The 16,907-nt window shown below is 72.0% G+C and carries 14 protein-coding genes; 6 read left to right on the top strand and 8 right to left on the bottom strand.

The annotated features are described in order from the left end of the window. Nucleotides 1–6: 6 nt before the first annotated feature. Nucleotides 7–1,083, bottom strand: a complete 1,077-nt coding sequence (locus ACFSC0_RS07245; protein ID WP_377284329.1) for a UDP-N-acetylglucosamine--N-acetylmuramyl-(pentapeptide) pyrophosphoryl-undecaprenol N-acetylglucosamine transferase — start codon at nt 1,081–1,083, stop codon at nt 7–9. A gap of 155 nt (nt 1,084–1,238) precedes the next feature. Between ACFSC0_RS07245 and ACFSC0_RS07250 the strand changes: the two genes are divergently transcribed. The 3 genes from ACFSC0_RS07250 to ACFSC0_RS07260 all read left to right on the top strand — a co-directional run bounded on the left by ACFSC0_RS07250 (nt 1,239) and on the right by ACFSC0_RS07260 (nt 5,510). Further along, nucleotides 1,239–1,709: a MerR family transcriptional regulator gene (locus ACFSC0_RS07250; RefSeq protein ID WP_377284330.1), complete on the top strand. Its 471-nt coding sequence runs from the start codon at nt 1,239–1,241 to the stop codon at nt 1,707–1,709. A gap of 46 nt (nt 1,710–1,755) precedes the next feature. Further along, nucleotides 1,756–3,543: an acyl-CoA dehydrogenase C-terminal domain-containing protein gene (locus ACFSC0_RS07255; RefSeq protein ID WP_377284331.1), complete on the top strand. Its 1,788-nt coding sequence runs from the start codon at nt 1,756–1,758 to the stop codon at nt 3,541–3,543. Nucleotides 3,544–3,782: 239 nt separating this feature from the next. Further along, a complete protein-coding gene (locus tag ACFSC0_RS07260; protein ID WP_377284332.1) occupies nt 3,783–5,510 on the top strand; it encodes an ATP-binding protein in 1,728 nt (575 codons plus the stop codon). A gap of 10 nt (nt 5,511–5,520) precedes the next feature. On the opposite strand, the gene ACFSC0_RS07265 is transcribed toward ACFSC0_RS07260, so the two are convergent. The 4 genes from ACFSC0_RS07265 to ACFSC0_RS07280 all read right to left on the bottom strand — a co-directional run bounded on the left by ACFSC0_RS07265 (nt 5,521) and on the right by ACFSC0_RS07280 (nt 8,707). After that, nucleotides 5,521–5,883, bottom strand: coding sequence for a VOC family protein (locus ACFSC0_RS07265; RefSeq protein WP_377284333.1), 363 nt, complete (start codon nt 5,881–5,883; stop codon nt 5,521–5,523). A gap of 30 nt (nt 5,884–5,913) precedes the next feature. Then, entirely contained in the window at nt 5,914–6,342 is a 429-nt protein-coding gene (locus tag ACFSC0_RS07270) for a very short patch repair endonuclease (RefSeq protein ID WP_377284334.1), read from the bottom strand. Continuing rightward, nucleotides 6,339–7,328: a cysteine synthase A gene (gene cysK / locus ACFSC0_RS07275; protein WP_377284335.1), complete on the bottom strand. Its 990-nt coding sequence runs from the start codon at nt 7,326–7,328 to the stop codon at nt 6,339–6,341. Before cysK ends, ACFSC0_RS07270 begins: the two co-directional genes overlap by 4 nt. 251 nt (nt 7,329–7,579) lie before the next feature. Beyond that, nucleotides 7,580–8,707 carry a DNA cytosine methyltransferase gene (locus tag ACFSC0_RS07280; protein ID WP_377284336.1) on the bottom strand — a complete coding sequence of 376 codons (1,128 nt, stop codon included), beginning with the start codon at nt 8,705–8,707 and terminating at the stop codon, nt 7,580–7,582. A gap of 47 nt (nt 8,708–8,754) precedes the next feature. On the opposite strand from ACFSC0_RS07280, the gene ACFSC0_RS07285 reads away from it, so the two are divergent. Further along, nucleotides 8,755–9,216: a COG3650 family protein gene (locus ACFSC0_RS07285; RefSeq protein WP_377284337.1), complete on the top strand. Its 462-nt coding sequence runs from the start codon at nt 8,755–8,757 to the stop codon at nt 9,214–9,216. Here ACFSC0_RS07285 and ACFSC0_RS07290 read toward each other — a convergent pair. Next, nucleotides 9,213–9,359 (bottom strand): hypothetical protein, encoded by a 147-nt coding sequence (locus ACFSC0_RS07290; protein ID WP_377284338.1) that lies wholly within the window; start codon nt 9,357–9,359, stop codon nt 9,213–9,215. The genes ACFSC0_RS07285 and ACFSC0_RS07290 overlap by 4 nt on opposite strands. 171 nt (nt 9,360–9,530) lie before the next feature. Here ACFSC0_RS07290 and ACFSC0_RS07295 point away from each other — a divergent pair, with 171 nt between their 5' ends. Both ACFSC0_RS07295 and recQ read left to right on the top strand, forming a co-directional pair. Next, nucleotides 9,531–11,270 (top strand): N-acyl-D-amino-acid deacylase family protein, encoded by a 1,740-nt coding sequence (locus tag ACFSC0_RS07295; RefSeq protein ID WP_377284339.1) that lies wholly within the window; start codon nt 9,531–9,533, stop codon nt 11,268–11,270. Nucleotides 11,271–11,446: 176 nt separating this feature from the next. Further along, complete coding sequence (gene recQ, locus ACFSC0_RS07300) at nt 11,447–13,291, top strand: DNA helicase RecQ (protein ID WP_377284340.1); 1,845 nt, start codon at nt 11,447–11,449, stop codon at nt 13,289–13,291. 32 nt (nt 13,292–13,323) lie between these two features. On the opposite strand, the gene gyrB is transcribed toward recQ, so the two are convergent. After that, the gene (gene gyrB, locus ACFSC0_RS07305) at nt 13,324–15,753 is read right to left on the bottom strand and encodes a DNA topoisomerase (ATP-hydrolyzing) subunit B (RefSeq protein ID WP_377284341.1); all 2,430 of its coding nucleotides are present in this window, start codon (nt 15,751–15,753) and stop codon (nt 13,324–13,326) included. Continuing rightward, entirely contained in the window at nt 15,750–16,895 is a 1,146-nt protein-coding gene (gene recF / locus ACFSC0_RS07310) for a DNA replication/repair protein RecF (RefSeq protein WP_377284342.1), read from the bottom strand. The genes gyrB and recF overlap by 4 nt, the downstream gene beginning before the upstream one ends. Nucleotides 16,896–16,907 lie beyond the last annotated feature (12 nt).

Consider the following 16,907-nt stretch of genomic DNA (forward strand, 5'->3'; position numbering starts at 1 on the left):
CGGCGCTCACGCCAGCGTCTGCTCCACAAGATCGGCGAGGCGCGCGGCGCCGTCGGCCCGCCCCAGCTTCGCCGACGCCGCGGCCGCCTCGGCCAGGGCGTCGCCGCTCAGCAGGGCGCGCAGCAGCGGGGCGAGCAGGCCGGCCTCGAGGTCCACCTGGGCCAGGCGCCAGCCCGCGCCAGCTCGCTCAAAAGCCCTGGCGTTGCGGTCCTGCTCGTCCGCCGAGCCGCCGCGGGGGATCGGGATGAAGATGGCTGGCCGCCCAACCGCCGTCAGATCGGCGGCGGTCGATGCGCCGGCCCGGCAAATGACCAGGTGAGCGGCGACGAGCTGGTCGGCCATGTCGTGGAAGAACGGCGCGACAGTCGTCGCTACGCCGTTGGCTTCCAGGCGCGCACGCACATCCTCGGCGTCGTCGCCCCTGTACTGAAGAGCGAGCCTCAGCCGGGCCCGCAGGTCGTCCGGCAACTGCAGGACAGCGCGGGGGATCTGCTCTCCGAACACCGCCGCCGCCTGGCTGCCGCCGACCACGAGCAGGCGGATCGAGCCATCAAGCGTCGGAAAAGGGGCGCCGGCGGCGGCGGCGATCTCGGGCCGCACCGGGGGCCCGGTCAGCACGAACTTGTCGGCATCCCGGCGCCCATGCTCGATCGGAAAGGAGAGCGCGACCCGCGTCGCGGCGCCGAGCAGCTTCTGGTTGGCGAGGCTGAACTTCGTCGCCTGCTCGTGAAGGAGCAGGGGCAGCCCGAGGCTCTTCGCGGCGAGCGCCGGCGCGAAGGAGGGATAGCCGCCGAACCCGACGAGTCCGCGCGCCTGACGCTCCCGCAGCAGGCGCCTGGCTTTCCAAGTCGCCGATGCGATCACCGCGGCTGCGCGAGCCTTCCCACTCACGCCGCCGCCGATCCGGGAGGCCGGAAGCGCTACAGTGTCGCGGCTGGCCTGGCCGGCGAAAGCCGCGCCGCGATCGTCGGTGAGCAACGTCACCTGCCAGCCGCGCCGGCACAGTTCACTCGCCAACGCCTGAGCTGGGAAGAGATGCCCGCCCGTCCCGCCCGCGCCGAGGGCGACCGCCTTCTGCCGCATCAGAATTCTCCTCGGCGCAGGGTCACGGGCATCAGGCCCGCACGCAAGCGCCCGTCGCCGAAAGCCTCCCTTGCGGCGCCCTGCTTGACGTTGACGCAAACGTTAGCCTACCGTCGAAGGATCGCGCCTAAAGACGCGTTCATCGGGAGACGCCCATGACTGCGGACCTTCGCCGCCCCCACCGCACCTTCACGATCCGGCAGCTCTGCCAGGAGTTCAAATGCACGCCGCGGGCGCTGCGCTTCTATGAGGACAAGGGGCTGCTGAACCCCGCCCGGGACGGCATGAACCGGGTCTATTCCTACAAGGACCGCGCCCGGCTGCAGCTGATCCTGCGCGGCAAGCGGGTCGGGCTGGCCCTGGCCGAGATCCGCGAGATCCTCGACCTCTACAACGTCGGCGACGGCGGGGCGACGCAGGCGGCCAAGTCGCTGAAGAAGTTCCAGGAGCGCATCGTCGCCCTGGAAGCCCAGCGGCAGGACATCGACAACGCCATCGCCGAGCTGAAGGCCGGCGTCGAGCGGCTGGAGAAGCAGCTGGCCGAGACCCGGCCGGACCTGCTGCCCCAGGCGGCCGACTACGACCTGGTGCTGCGCCGGCGCCTGGACCCCGAACACGCCCACTAGACCCACCAAGTGACGGGCCGGCGGAGCCTGGCCCGCCGGAGCCCGCATGACCTACACGCCGCCGATCCGCGACCAGGCCTTCCTGCTGCGGGAGGTCCTGGAGATCGACCGCTACGCCAACCTGCCCGGCTTCTCCGAGGCCGCCGGCGAGGTGCTGGACCAGATCCTGGAAGGCGCCGGCCAGTTCGCGGCCGAGGTGCTGGCGCCGCTGAACCCGGTGGGCGACAAGCAGGGCTGCGCCTGGAGCCCCGACCATTCGGTGAAGACCCCGGACGGATTCGCCGAGGCCTACCGGCAGCTGGTCGAGGGCGGCTGGATGGCGCTGGGCGCCGAGCCGGCCTACGGCGGGCAGGGCCTGCCGCACGTGGTCTACATGGCCTTCTCGGAGGTGATGAGCGGGGCCAACATGGCCTTCGGCATGTATCCCGGCCTGACCCACGGGGCCTATTCGGCGATCCGGGTGGGCGGCACGGAGGCCCAGAAGCAGCTCTACCTGCCCAAGCTGGCCAGCGGCCAGTGGTGCGGGACCATGAACCTGACCGAGCCGCACTGCGGCACGGACCTGGGCCTCATCCGCACCAAGGCCGTCCCCCAGCCCGACGGCAGCTACCGCATCACCGGCCAGAAGATCTGGATCAGCGGCGGCGAGCACGACATGGCCGAGAACATCGTCCACCTGGTGCTGGCCCGCATCGAGGGCGCCCCGGCCGGCACCCGCGGCATCAGCCTGTTCGTCGTGCCCAAGTTCATCCCGGACGCCGACGGAAACCCCGGCGAGCGCAACAGCGTGTTCTGTGCGGGCCTGGAAGAAAAGATGGGCATCCACGGCAACGCCACCTGCGTGATGCAGCACGAGGGGGCGACGGGCTGGCTGGTCGGCGAGGAGAACCGCGGCCTGCAGGTGATGTTCGTGATGATGAACGAGGCGCGCATCGGGGTGGGCCTGCAGGCCATCGCCCAGGCCGAGGCCGCCTACCAGGCCGCCGCCGCCTTTTCCAAGGAGCGGCTGCAGATGCGCTCGCTCACCGGCCCGAAGAACCCCGACGGGCCGGCCGACCCGATCATCGTCCACCCGGACGTGCGCCGGATGCTGATGGACTCCCGGGCGATCGTGGAGGGCGGGCGCGCCTTCCTGTTCTGGACCGCTCTGCACGGGGACCTCTCCCACGTCAGCCCCGAGGAGGACGTCCGCCGCAAGGGGGCCGACTACATGGCCCTGCTGACGCCGGTGGTGAAAGGCTTCCTCACCGACCGCGGCTTCAAGGCCTGCTCGGATGCGCTGCAGGTGCACGGCGGCTCGGGTTTCACCGAGCACTTCCCGGCCAGCCAGTACGTCCGCGACACCCGCATCACCATGATCTACGAGGGCACGAACGGCATCCAGGCCCTCGACCTGGTGGGCCGCAAGCTGGCGGCCGAGGGCGGCCGGGCGGCGATGACCTTCTTCGCCGAGATCGACGCCTTCGTCGCCGCCCACGACGACCGCGCGGACCTCGCCCCCTTCGTCGGCCCCCTCGCCGAGGCCAAGGCCCAGCTGCAGGAGGCCACCATGTGGCTGATGCAGAACGGGCTGGTGAACCCGGAGAACGCCGGCGCGGCCTCCACCGACTACCTGCAGCTCTTCGGCCTGACGGCGCTGGCCTACATGTGGGCGCTGTCGGCCAAGGCGGCGCTGGCGAAGATCGCCGCCGGCGAGACCGATCCGTTCTACCAGACCAAGGTCACGCTCGCCCGCTACTACATGGAGCGCATCCTGCCGGAGAGCGGCGCGCACCTGGCCAAGCTGAAGACCGGCGCCGAGGTGATGATGTCGCTGCCGGCCGAGGCGTTCTAGGGCGCCGCGCGTCTCTCCCATCATCCCGGCCAGCCAGCCCGTTGCGGCTGGAGCTAGCTCATCAGGATGGGTGGCCGGCATGAGCCGGCCATGACGAGGGGGAGGCGCGGCCGAGCGCGGGGCGTTCACCGTCTTCGTTCACGCCTTCGAACCCGCGTTGTTTTACCCCGCCTTAGCCGCGAAGCGTAACAGTGGTCGCTCAGCGACGATGCCGTTGCTGGTGGAGAGACCTGACGCGCATGCCGGGGGCGAGCGCCGACACCGTGGTCGGTTTGACCAAGACCATGCTGGCCCGGCGGCGGGGGGCGCGCAGCCGCATCGCCGTGAGCGTGGTGCATGCGGCGGCCTTCGGACTGGTCGTCGGCTGGGAGCCCGCGACCGTCTGGCTGGCGCTCTACCTGGCGATCCAGGCCGCCGAGGTCCTGCTGTTCGACCCCGACCAGGACGCCGCCTGGCGCCACCCGCCGGTCGTCGGCTGGGGCGTGCTGGCCATGAACGCCCTGGTCTACGGCTCTTTGGCGCTGTTCGCGGTGAGCCGGGCCGGTGTCGTCGGACTGGTGCTGGCCGGGCCCTTCTTCGCCAGCGCGGTCCTGAACGCGCTGGTGACAACCCAGCGTTCGTCCGGCGCCTTCATCGCCTGCATCACGCCCCTGCTTGGCTATCTGGCGCTCAGCGTCTGGACGGCCTTCGGCCTCTCCGGCTCGTGGAGCTTCGCCGCGGCGCTGGCCCTCATCCTGGGGCTGATGGTCTTCTCCTCGACGGTGACCTGGCGGGCGGTGGCCGCGAGCCAGGCGGTGGTGCGCGCCGCGCGCGCCGAGGCCGAGCGCCGGCGGGCCCAGGCCGAGGCCCTGACGGACGCCAAGTCGGCCTTCGTGGCCATGGTCAGCCATGAACTGCGCACCCCGATCAGCGCCATCCTGGCCGGGGCCGAGGCCGTCGGGCGCGATCCGGCCCGCGCCGCCGAGCACGCCGCCCTGATCGGCCAGGCGGGGCGGATGATGCGCGCCCTGCTCAACGACCTGCTCGATCTTTCCAAGATGGAGGCCGGCCGGATGCGCATCGAGGACGTGGCCTTCGACCTGCCGGGCCTGATCCGCGATGCGGTCGCCTTCTGGTCCAGCGAGGCGGCGGGCAAGGGTCTGGCCCTCACCGTCGAGGGGCTCGAGAACCTCCCGGACCAGGCGAGCGGCGACCCCACGCGCCTGTCGCAGATCCTCAACAACCTGCTCTCCAACGCCATCAAGTTCACCGAGGCGGGCGCGGTGACCCTCAGCCTCGGCGGAACCGCCGGGCCCGGCGGCTTCCAGCTGCGGCTGGCGGTGTGCGACACCGGACCCGGCCTCACCGCCGACCGGCTGGCGCGGCTGTTCACCCCCTTCGAGCAGGGCGGCGCGGCCACCGCCCGCACCCACGGCGGCACCGGCCTGGGCCTGGCCATCAGCCGCGAGCTCGCCCGGTTGATGGGCGGCGACCTGACCTGCCTCAGCGCGCCGGGCGAGGGCTCCACCTTCACGCTGCAGGTCAACCTGGGCGCCGCCGCGCCAGCCCCCGGCCGATCGCCGCCGCCCGAGGCGGGCGTGCGGGTGCTGGTGGTCGACGACCACGAGGTGAACCGCCGGGCCCTGGACCTGATGCTGGAGCCGCTGGGCGTCACCGTCGTGCTGGCCGAGAGCGGCGCAGAAGCGCTGGACCGGGCCGCCATCCAGCCCTTCGACGTGATCCTGATGGACGTCCACATGCCCGAGTTGGACGGCCGCGAGACCACCCGCCGTCTGCGCGCCCGCGCCGGCCCCAACGCCAGGACGCCGGTGATCGCCTGCACCGGCTCGGATGAGCCGGCCGAGATCGAGCGCTGCCGCCAGGCCGGCATGACCGGCCACATCGCCAAGCCGATCGACGCCGCCTCGCTCCACCGCGCGCTCGCCGAGGCGCTGGAGGCCGCGGCCCGCGAGAGCGCGGCGGCCTGAGGCCGGGGCGCTAGGCGTCCATTTGCTGGCGCAGCTCCAGGCCGTTGCCATTCGGATCGATCAGGACGCCCAAACGGACCGGTATCCCCGGCTCCGGCTCTCGAACCTCCACGAGCCTGGCGCCATGGGCCACGGCGCGCTCGACGGCGGGGTCCAGGTCGTCCACCTCCAGGTTCAATCCCGCATAGGGCACCGGGCGCTCGGCCACGCTGCCGTAGATGCCATGCAGGCCGAGCAGCGCATCACCGCAACGGAACATCGACCAGCCGGCCGACTTGGAGACCAGCTCCAGCCCCACGCCGTCGCGGTAGAAGGCGACGGCGGCCGGCATGTCGTGGACGTACTGGATCACCATCAGAGACTTCGGAGCCACCGCGTTTCTCCCTGAGTTGCCGCACGCAATCTACTTCAGCATGGCCCTCAGCCGCGCCTCCAGCGCCGCCTCGTCCTTCAGCTCGCATTCCCAGAGGGTCTCGGCGCGCCAGCCGGCGGCGGTCAGCGCCTCGCGGGCCGCGGCGTCCCGGGCGCGGTTGCGGGCGACCTTGGCGGTCCAGTAGTCGCGATTGGCCTTGGGGACCCGGGAGCCTCGCGCGCAGTCGTGCCCGTGCCAGAAGCAGCCGTGCACGAAGAGGGCGAGCCGGCGGCCGGGCATGACGATGTCGGGCGAGCCCGGCAGATCGCGCCGGTGCAGGCGGTAGCGGGCGCCCAGCCGCCAGAGCAGCCGGCGCACCTTCAGTTCCGGACCGGTGTCCCGGCCCTTGACCTTGCGCATCACCGCCGAACGCTGGTCCGGCGCGAAGACGTCCGTGCGCTCGCCCGGCGGGGCGGTCACAGCCCCTCAAACAGCGGGGTCGAGAGGTAGCGCTCGGCGAAGCTCGGGATGATCGCCACCACCAGCTTGCCGGCCATGTCCTCGCGCGAGGCGACGTCGAAGGCCGCCGTCAGGGCCGCGCCGGAAGAGATGCCGACCGGCAGCCCCTCCTCGCGCGCCACCCGCCGGGCCATGGCGAAGGAGTCCTCGTTGGACACCTGGACGATCTCGTCGATCACCCCGCGGTCGAGGATGGAGGGCACGAAGCCCGCCCCGATGCCCTGGATCTTGTGCGGCCCGGGCTGGCCGCCGGAGAGCACCGGCGACGCCGACGGCTCGACCGCGATCATCTTCACCGAGGGCTTGCGCGACTTCAGCACCTTGCCGACCCCGGTGATGGTGCCGCCGGTCCCGACGCCGCTGATCACCGCATCCACTCGGCCCTCGGTGTCGTTCCAGATCTCCTCGGCGGTGGAGACCCGGTGGATCAGCGGGTTGGCCTCGTTGTCGAACTGCTGGGGCATGACGGCGCCAGGGATGGCGTCGACCAGCTCGCGGGCCCTGGCCACCGCGCCGGCCATGCCGCGCTCGGCGGGGGTGAGCTCCAGCTTGGCGCCCAGCAGCACCAGCATCTTGCGCCGCTCCAGCGACATGCTCTCAGGCATCACCAGGATCAGCTTGTAGCCCTTGGCGGCGGCGACGAAGGCCAGCGCGATGCCGGTGTTGCCGCTGGTCGGCTCGACGATGGTCGCGCCGTCCTTCAGCACCCCCTTGGCCTCGAGGTATTCGATCATCGCCACCCCGATGCGGTCCTTCACCGAGGCGAGCGGGTTGAAGAACTCCAGCTTGGCGACGACCTCGCCCCTGGGCTTCAGCGCCGCGGTGAGGCGCGGCAGGCGCACCAGCGGGGTGTCGCCGACCGTGTCGAGGATGGAGTCGAAGATCTTGCCCCGGCCGGCCCGGCGATAGCGGGCGGCGTCGTAGGATTTGTCCGGCGTGGCGTCCATGTGGGTCTCGGAAGCTTTCGTGCCCTTCGATCAGCGAACCTAAGGCTTCCAGCGGCGAAAGGAACCCGGTGACGGGCGCAGATTCTCTAAAGACCCTTAGGTGACTGGTTATGGCGTCCCAGCGCCGACCAGGCCCACCCGCCGGGGGACGACATACCCTGTCGCCCCGGCAGTCGGCTGCGATGGTGACGGGTTATGGTCCCCCATCCAGGACCATCGCGCCCAGCCGGACACGATAACCAGTCACACAGCTACTCCGCCGCGAGGGCGGCGGGCGCGCGCAGCAGCGGCTCGAGGATGTGGGCGGCCAGCCAGCGGACCACCGGGACGGCGACGCCGTCGCCGGCGACGTGCAGACCGGCGTGGAGGCCGCCGGGCAGAGCGTAGCTGTCGGGCAGGCCCATCAGCCGGGCGGCCTCGCGGGCGGTGAGCAGGCGCGAGCGCACCTGCCCGCCGCCGGCGATCAGCAGCGTCTGGCGCGAGGAGCCGCCGCGCGGGGTGCGCAGGCAGCCGGCCAGGCCGTCGAAGCGCACCTCGGCCCGCTGGACGCGCTGGCCGTGCTCGATGCGCATGCGACGGAAGACGGCGCCGACGGCGTGGTCCGGCCGGCTGCGGGCGGCCTCGACGCGGGCGCGATGCATCGGGGCCATCAGGTCCAGCAGGGCGGCGGTCTTGGCTGGCGGATGCCACGGGGCGTCAGGCTCCAGCAGCGTCGCGAGGTCGGTGTTGCGGGCAGGCGGCGCCTCGAGCGCCCACCAGACCCAGCGCGCCTGCAGCGCTTCGGGCAGCCGGCCGTGGGCCTCGCGCACGGCGCGGGTGTGGTAGCCGCTCGGCCCGGCGAGCCCGGCCGGCGGCGCGGCGCGGGCGGCGATCACGAACACCCTCGGCCGCGACTGCGGCAGGAAGCCCGCGGCGTCGATCTCCAGGGCGCCGAAGCGGTAGCCGAGGGCGGCGAGCGCCTCGCACAAGGCCTCGAAGTCGCGGCCGCCGTGGGAGGTGAGCAGGCCTGAGACGTTCTCGATGACGATCGCCCGCGGGGCGCGGCCCTCCCGCTCCAGCCCCTCCATCAGCCGCCAGAAGCCGAAGAAGGCGGAGGACCGGCCGCCGGTCAGCCCCGCCCGGGCCCCGGCGAGGGAGAAGTCCTGGCAGGGCGAGGAGGCCCAGGCCAGGTCCGGCGCGCCCGGCAGGTCGGCGGGCGACAGCGCCCATACGTCGCCCTGGTGGAAGTGATCCGCCGCGTCCTCGAAGTTCGCCCGGTAGGTCTGGGCCTTCACCGGGTCGAAGTCGTTGGCGAACAGGCAGCGCCAGCCGGCGCCCAGGCCCAGCCTGGCCATGCCCCCGCCGGCGAAGAACTCGTAGAAGGTGAGGGCGCGACTCATCTGGCTCGGGAGGCTAACCTGCGCCGCCGGAAAACGCAGGAGTCCCCATGCGCGCAGCCGTCGCCGTCCTCGCCGCCCTGATCCTGACCGCCTGCGAGCGGCCCGCACCGGAGCCCGCCCCCGCTCCGGCCGCGCCGGCTGAGGCGCCCGCGCCGCCGGCGGCCGCCACGCCGCCCGCCCTGCCGGCCGAGCTGCAGGGCGACATCGAGGGGCGTGGGACAGAGCCCTTCTGGGCCGTGAAGGTGACCGGCGGCCAGATCACCCTGGAGCGGCCCGACCATCCGACGGTGGCCGCCGGCGCCGGTTCCGTGCGGGCTGAGGACGGCGCGGCGGTCTGGGAGGCGGCGACCGTCAATCCGCCGCTGAGGGTGACCGCGCGGGTGCAGCCCGGCTGCTCGGACGGAATGAGCGATCTTTCCTATCCGCTGGCGGTGGAGGTCACGGTCGGCGGCGAGACCCTGAAGGGCTGCGGCGCCCGGGCCGGCGAGATGCCGCGGGGCGAGCGCTAGGGCGCCACGGGTTCGGCCGACGCAGCGTCGACAGAGGCGAACTTGCCGGCCACCGGCGGCGGGTCCTTGGCCGGCGTCGGCAGCATCAGGCCGACGGCCACCGCGCCGAGGACCACGAGGGCGAGGAGCGCTTTCAGCGCCATGGATCGGGCGACTCCCGCGCCGGAGCTTCGGCTCCGGCGTCACGCTTAACATTGGTCTATCGAACGCCGCGTCCGCCGCCGCCGTTCCGCCTAAGCGCTTGACCCGGCGGGGTCATCGGGCGGCAGAATGGCCGCAACAACGAGAACAAGACGCCTCAAAGGGAGACGGCCATGGAGAAGGCCTACGATCTCGTCGTCCGCGGCGGCACGGTGGTGGACGGGACGGGCGCAGCGCCCCTCGAGGCGGACGTGGCGGTCAAGGACGGCCGCATCGCTGCGGTCGGAAAGGTTTCCGGGACCTGCGCCGAGGAGCTGGACGCCAAGGGCCTGCTGGTCACCCCCGGCTTCGTCGACATCCACACCCACTACGACGGCCAGGCGACCTGGGACGAGCGGATGCAGCCCTCGTCGTGGCACGGGGTGACCACCGTGGTGATGGGCAACTGCGGCGTCGGCTTCGCCCCCTGCAAGCCGGAGGACCACGACCGGCTGATCCGGCTGATGGAGGGGGTGGAGGACATTCCCTTCCCGGTCCTGTCGCTGGGCCTGCCCTGGAACTGGGAGAGCTATCCCGACTACCTCGATGCGCTGGCCAGGCGCCGGTTCGACGTCGACATCGCCAGCCAGCTGCCGCACGCGGCCCTGCGAGTATTCGTCATGGGCGAGCGCGGCGCCAACCGCGAGCCGGCCACCGAGGCCGACATCCACGCCATGGCGGCGATCGCCCGGCGGGCGGCCGAGGCGGGGGCCATCGGCTTTTCCACCTCGCGCACCCTCAACCACCGCACCTCCGACGGCCAGCCGACGCCGACGCTGACCGCCGGCGAGGACGAACTGACCGGCATCGCGCTGGGCCTGGCCGCGGCCGGCAAGGGCGTCCTGCAGTTCGTCTCCGACTTCGTCGATCCCGAGGCCGAGTTCGACATGCTCCAGCGCATCGTCGAGCGGTCGGGCCGGCCGCTCTCCATCTCGCTGGTGCAGAGCCCGCGCGAGCCGCTGGTCTACCGCTACCTGCTGGAGCGGATGCGGGCGGCCAACGAGAAGGGGCTGCGGATGCGGGCCCAGGTCGCCACCCGGCCCGTGGGCGTGCTGTTCGGCCTGGAGCTGACGGTGAACCCGTTCAGCCGCCATCCGAGCTATCGCGAGATCGCCCGCCTGCCGCTGGACGAGCGCGTGGCCCGGCTGCGCGATCCGGGCTTCCGCGCCCGGCTGCTGGCCGAGGAGAGCGACTCGCCCAAGACGCCGGGCCTCTCCCCCGCCCGGTCCTGGGACAAGATCCAGCTGATGGGCGAGGAGCCGGACTACGAGCCCCGGCCCGAGACCAGCATCGCCGCCATCGCAGAGCGCCAGGGCAAAGATCCCTACGAGATCGCCCTCGACCACATGCTGACCAATGGCGGGCGGGGGATGCTCTACCTGCCGCTGCTGAACTACGCCGACTATTCCCTCGACCCGGCCTACGAGATGCTGAACCACCCCGACGTGGTGCCGGGCCTCTCCGACGGCGGGGCGCACGTGGGGATGATCTGCGACGGCAGCTTCCCGACCACCAACATCGTCCACTGGACGCGCGACCGCACCCGCGGGCCGAAGCTTCCCCTCGAGAAGATGGTCAAGGCCCAGTGCCGCGACACTGCCGAGACCGTGGGCCTCTACGACCGCGGCCTGCTGGCGCCCGGCTACCGCGCCGACATCAACCTCATCGACTACGACCGCCTGACGCTGAAGGCGCCCGAGGTGGCCTACGACCTGCCGTCCGGCGGACGGCGGCTGATCCAGCGGGCCGAGGGCTATGTCGCGACCCTCCTCGCCGGCCAGGTCACCTACCGCGACGGCGAGCCCACCGGCGCCCTGCCCGGCCGCCTGCTGCGCGGGGCGCAGGACGCGCCGGCGGCGATGGCGGCGGAGTAGCCTCCTCCACCGCCTTCGGCGGTCCCCCTCCCCTAGAGGGGGAGGAGAAGAGCAGAGCCGCCACCTCGATTCTCCTCCCCCCTTGGGGGAGGGGGACCACGCGCAGCGTGGTGGAGGGGGCCCGCGGCGCCTCAACGCCTTCCCCCTCCCGCCAACTCGCGCCATAACCCGCGGCCATGACGCCTGCGCTCGACGAGGCGCGGGAGGTCCTGCGCCGCACTTTCGGCCACGCCGAGTTCCGGGGCCTCCAGGCCGAAGTGATCTCAGAGGTGCTGGCGGGGCGGAGCGCCCTGGCGGTGCTGCCGACCGGCGGCGGCAAGAGCCTCTGCTACCAGATTCCCAGCATGATCCGTCCGGGCCTAGGTCTGGTGGTCTCCCCCCTCATCGCGCTGATGAGCGACCAAGTGGCGGGTCTGGTGCAGTCGGGCGTCGCCGCGGCCAAGCTCGATTCCAACGTCGACCTCAACACCCGCAGCGAGACCTGGCGGCGGATCGAGGCCGGCGAGCTCGACCTGCTCTACGTCTCGCCCGAAGGCCTGATGCAGCCCTCCATGCTGGACCGGCTGCAGCGCACCCCGCTGGCCCTGGTCGCGATCGACGAGGCCCACTGCGTCAGCCAGTGGGGCCACGACTTCCGCCCCGAGTACCGGATGCTCGGCCGCCTCGCCGAGCTGTTCCCCGACACCCCGCGGCTGGCGGTGACCGCGACGGCGGACTCGCGGACCCGCGAGGACATCCGCAACGAGCTGCGGCTGGCCGGGACCAAGGAGTTCGTGGCCAGCTTCGCCCGGCCGGAGCTGTCGCTGTTCGCCGAGCGCAAGCGCGGCGCGGCGGGCAAGCGGGTGGCCGAGCTGATCGCCGCGCGCCGCGGCCGCTCCGGCATCGTCTACGCCGGCTCGCGGGACGGGACCGAGCGCATCGCCCAGGACCTGGCCGCCGCCGGGGTGCCGGCGCTGGCTTATCATGCGGGCCTGGACAAAAACCTGCGCGAGAAGCGGCTGGAGGACTTCCTCGACGCCGACGAGGCGGTGATGGTGGCGACCATCGCCTTCGGCATGGGGGTCGACAAGCCGGACGTCCGCTACGTGATCCACGCCGACCCGCCGGCGTCCATCGAGGCCTATTGGCAGGAGGTGGGCCGGGCCGGGCGCGACGGCGAGCCGGCCGAGGGCATCACCCTCTACTCCGCGGCCGACATGGCCTGGGCCATGAAGCGCATCCAGAGCCGCGAGGTCGACGATACGGTCAAGCAGGTGCAGGTGCGCAAGGTGCGCCAGCTCTACGCCATGCTGGACGGGATGAGCTGCCGGGCGGCCGGCGTGCGCCGCTATTTCGGCGAGGAGAAGGTCCGCCCCTGCGGCCAGTGCGACCTGTGCCTGGCGCCGCCGGAGTCCGTCGACGCCACCGAGGCGGCCCAGAAGGCGCTGTCGGCGGTGCACCGGATGGGCGGGCGGTTCGGGCGCGGCCGGCTGGTCGACCACCTGCTGGGCAAGACCAAGGAGCCGTCGAGCTTCGAGGCCGGGCTGACCACCTTCGGCATCGGCCGCGAGTTCTCGCCGACCGGCTGGCGCGACTTGATCGACCAGCTGCTGTTCGAGGGCCTGCTGCGCGAGGATCCGAACGACGGGCGGCCGCTGATCGGGCTGGGCGACGCCGACGGCGTGCGCGCCGTCTACCGCGGCGAGCGGCGGGTGGCGCTGCGCAAGGCGCTGGAGGGCTTCGACGCCACCACCCGCTCCGGCCGGCCCCGCAAGCGGACCCGCACGGGCGATGCGGCGCCGGAGCTCTCGCCGCACGACCAGCCGCTGCTCGAGGCCCTGTCCAACTGGCGGCGCGGCGAGGCGCGGCGCCAGAGCGTGCCGCCCTACATCATCTTCGCCAACCGGACCCTGGCGGAGATCGCCCGCGCCCGGCCCTCCAGCCTTTCGGCCCTGGCCCAGCTCTCCGGCGTCGGCGAGACCAAGCTCGCCCACTACGGCGAGGCGGTGCTGCAGGTCGTGCGCGAGTTCGAGGCCGCTTAAGGGCGGCCAAGGGCTCGTGTTGAGGACGAAGCCTAGACGTCCACCTCGGCGTCCAGGGCGTTCTCCTGGATGAACTCGCGGCGGGGCTCGACCAGGTCGCCCATCAGGCGGGTGAACATGTCGTCGGCGTCGTCGGCGTGGGTCACCTTCACCTGCAGCAGGGTGCGGGCGTTGGCGTCCAGCGTCGTCTCCCAGAGCTGCTCGGGGTTCATCTCGCCCAGCCCCTTGTAGCGCTGGATCGACAGGCCCCGGCGGCCGGCGTCCATCACCGCAGCGACCAGGTCGAGGGGACCGCGGATGGTGGTCACCTTGTCCCGGCGCGTGAAGGTGGCGGGCTTGTCGAAGGTCTCGGCCATGGCCGCGGCGCGCTCGGCCAGGCGCCGGGCGTCGGCGGCGTGCAGCAGCAGGTCGTCGAGCACGATCCGCTCGGAGACGCCGCGCTTCACCCGGCTGAACACGAAGCCGCCGACCTCGCCCTTCTCGCCGACCCAGGCGCCGTCGCCCTCTTCGGCGTAGAGGTCGAGCCGCTTGGCGGCGGTCGCCACGTCTTCCGAATTGCCGAGCAGGCCCGCCAGCGCGGCCTGCTCGATGGCGAAGGCCGGCGCGCGGGTGGCCAGGCGCTCGATCGCCGCCTTGGCGCCGCGGGCGGCCAGGACCAGCTCGTGCAGGTCCTTGCCCAGGCGCCGCTCGCCGGAGGCGAGGTCCAGGTGGGCGCCGTCGAGCCCCTCGTCGACGAGGTAGGCCTCGAGCTCGGCGTCGTCCTTCAGGTAGCGGCTCTGCTTGCCCTTGGTCGCCTTATAGAGCGGCGGCTGGGCGATATAGAGATAGCCGCGCTCGATCACCTCCGGCATCTGCCGGTAGAAGAAGGTGAGCAGCAGGGTCCGGATGTGGGCGCCGTCGACGTCGGCGTCGGTCATCACCACGATCTTGTGGTAGCGGATCTTCTCGATGTCGAAGTCGTCGCGGCCGATGCCGGCGCCAAGCGCCGTGATCAGGGTGCCGATCTGGTCGGACGACAGCATCTTGTCGAACCGGGCCCGCTCGACGTTGAGGATCTTGCCGCGCAGGGGCAGGACCGCCTGGTTCTCGCGATTGCGCGCCTGCTTGGCCGAGCCGCCCGCCGAGTCGCCCTCGACCAGGAAGATCTCGCTCTTGGCCGGGTCGCGCTCCTGACAGTCGGCGAGCTTGCCGGGGAGGGAGGTGATGTCCAGGGCCGACTTGCGGCGGGTCAGCTCGCGGGCCTTGCGCGCGGCCTCGCGGGCGGCGGCGGCCTCGGCGATCTTCTGGACGATCATCTTGGCCTCGGCCGGATGCTCCTCGAACCATTGGCCGAGGCCCTCCGACACCAGGCCTTCCACGGCCGGGCGCACCTCGGACGAGACCAGCTTGTCCTTGGTCTGCGACGAGAACTTGGGGTCCGGCACCTTGACCGAGAGCACGCAGGTCAGGCCCTCGCGGGCGTCCTCGCCGCTGACCGAGACCTTCTCGCGCCGCGCAGCCCCGCTCTGCTCGGCGTAGTTGGTGATGATCCGGGTCAGGGCCGAGCGGAAGGCGGACAGGTGGGTGCCGCCGTCGCGCTGCGGGATGTTGTTCGTGAAGCAGAGGACGTTCTCGTGGTAGCCGTCGTTCCACCACAGGGCTAGGTCCACCTGCACGTTCTCGCGCTCGCCGCGGATCATGATCGGCTGCTTGATCAGCGGGGTCTTGGCCTTGTCCAGGTGCTGCACGAAGGCGGCGATGCCGCCCTCGTAGGCCAGCACCTCCTCGAACGGCTCGGCGCCGCGATGGTCCTTCAGCCAGATGGTCACGCCCGAGTTCAGGAAGGCCAGCTCGCGCAGCCGGTGCTCCAGCGTCTTCCGGTCGAACTCGATGAACGAGAAGGTCTCGGCCGAGGGCAGGAAGGTGACCTCGGTGCCGGTCAGGAACTCGCCGTTCTCGCGCAGCGGCGCCTTGCCGGTCACCGCCAGCGGGGTGACCGCATCGCCCCGGCGGAATTCCATCTCGTGCTTCAGCCCGCCGCGGTAGATGACCAGCTTCAGCCAGTCCGACAGGGCGTTGACCACCGAGACGCCGACGCCGTGCAGGCCGCCGGAGACCTTGTAGCTGTTCTGGTCGAACTTCCCGCCGGCGTGCAGCTGGGTCATGATGACCTCGGCGGCCGAGACGCCTTCGCCCTCGTGGATGTCGGTCGGGATGCCGCGTCCGTCGTCGGTGACGGTGCAGGAGCCGTCGGCGTTGAGGATCACCTCGACCCGGCTGGCCCAGCCGGCCAGGGTCTCGTCGATGGCGTTGTCGACCACCTCATAGACCATGTGGTGCAGGCCCGAGCCGTCGTCGGTGTCGCCGATGTACATGCCCGGCCGCTTGCGCACCGCGTCCAGGCCCTTGAGGACCTTGATCGATTCCGCGCCGTATTCCGCGGCGCCGTCGCCATTGCCGTTACCGTTGGTCTCGTCGGTCATTCGTGATCCAGAATCGCCAGTCCCGAGGCTTCCACGCGGACCCCCAGAGCTCGCCCTTTCAAGTCTTCGAACAGATGCTCGTCCGTGCCGGTGAGAAAGGCCTGAAGCCCGAGCGCCAGAATTTCGTCGAACAGCGCGCCCCGCCGGCGGCGGTCCAGATGCGCTGCGACTTCGTCCAGCAATAATATAGGGTCTGGCGCTGATTCTGCACCTGAAAGACGGGCCGCCTGGGCCAAAACCAGGTTCAAAATCAGCGCTTTTTGCTCGCCGGTGCTGCACTCGGCCGCAGGCCGGTCCTTCTCGGCGTGGATGACCTCCAGATCGCCCCGGTGCGGACCCGTCAGGGAGCGTCCGGCGGCGGCGTCGCGGCCCCTCGCGGCGGCCAGCGCGGCCACAAGTTTCGGCTCGATGGCGTCGACGCCCTCCCCTGCCGCCGCCATCATCTCCCATTCGCCGGTGAGCGACAGCCGCGCCTGCGGGAACGGCCGCTCGCCGCGGGTGTCGATCTCGGCCTGCAGGGCCGACAGCGTCCGCGCCCGGGCCGCGGCGATCAGGGCGCCGGCCTCGCCCATCCGCGCCTCAAGCGCCGAGAGCCAGGCCGGGTCCGGCGCCTCGTCGCCGGTCAGCAGCCGCATCCGCTCGCGCTGGGCCCGCTCGTAGGCCGAGGCGTGGGCCGCGTGCAGCGGCTCGGCGGCGAACACCAGCCGGTCGAAGAAGCGCCGGCGTTCGGCCGCGCCCTCCAGGAACAGCCGGTCCTGCGCCGGCGTCAGCCACACCTGCCGCTGGTGGTCGGCCAGCCGCCCGGGCGGAACCGTCTCGCCCTCCAGCCGCACCAGCCGCCGCGCAGCGCCGGGCGCTTCGACGCCGGTGCCGAGCCTGACCGGCTCGCCCGCCTGCTCCACCACCGCCGAGATCGCCCAGGCCCGGCCCACCGCCTCGCCCGGCATCCGCCGGCCCACCTCGGCGAGGCTCGAGCCGCGCAGGCCACGGCCCGGCGTCAGCAGGCTGACCGCCTCCAGGAGATTGGTCTTCCCCGCCCCGTTCGGCCCCACGAGCCACACCGCCCGCCCGCCGATCTCGACGTGCGCCCGCTCATAGGAACGGAAGTCGGTGAGGGTGAGGGAGGCGAGCGCGGTCCGCACCGGGAGGCTCTA

The organism is Phenylobacterium terrae (assembly GCF_042681205.1).
Classification (GTDB): Bacteria; Pseudomonadota; Alphaproteobacteria; order Caulobacterales; family Caulobacteraceae; genus Phenylobacterium; species Phenylobacterium terrae.

Excerpts from the sequence above, each read along its gene's own strand:
- ACFSC0_RS07245 (WP_377284329.1), bottom strand. The coding sequence starts at position 1,083 with ATGCGGCAGAAGGCGGTCGCCCTCGGCGCGGGCGGGACGGGCGGGCAT.
- ACFSC0_RS07250 (WP_377284330.1), top strand. The coding sequence starts at position 1,239 with ATGACTGCGGACCTTCGCCGCCCCCACCGCACCTTCACGATCCGGCAG.
- ACFSC0_RS07255 (WP_377284331.1), top strand. The coding sequence starts at position 1,756 with ATGACCTACACGCCGCCGATCCGCGACCAGGCCTTCCTGCTGCGGGAG.
- ACFSC0_RS07260 (WP_377284332.1), top strand. The coding sequence starts at position 3,783 with ATGCCGGGGGCGAGCGCCGACACCGTGGTCGGTTTGACCAAGACCATG.
- cysK (WP_377284335.1), bottom strand. The coding sequence starts at position 7,328 with ATGGACGCCACGCCGGACAAATCCTACGACGCCGCCCGCTATCGCCGG.
- ACFSC0_RS07280 (WP_377284336.1), bottom strand. The coding sequence starts at position 8,707 with ATGAGTCGCGCCCTCACCTTCTACGAGTTCTTCGCCGGCGGGGGCATG.
- ACFSC0_RS07285 (WP_377284337.1), top strand. The coding sequence starts at position 8,755 with ATGCGCGCAGCCGTCGCCGTCCTCGCCGCCCTGATCCTGACCGCCTGC.
- ACFSC0_RS07290 (WP_377284338.1), bottom strand. The coding sequence starts at position 9,359 with ATGGCGCTGAAAGCGCTCCTCGCCCTCGTGGTCCTCGGCGCGGTGGCC.
- ACFSC0_RS07295 (WP_377284339.1), top strand. The coding sequence starts at position 9,531 with ATGGAGAAGGCCTACGATCTCGTCGTCCGCGGCGGCACGGTGGTGGAC.
- recQ (WP_377284340.1), top strand. The coding sequence starts at position 11,447 with ATGACGCCTGCGCTCGACGAGGCGCGGGAGGTCCTGCGCCGCACTTTC.
- gyrB (WP_377284341.1), bottom strand. The coding sequence starts at position 15,753 with ATGACCGACGAGACCAACGGTAACGGCAATGGCGACGGCGCCGCGGAA.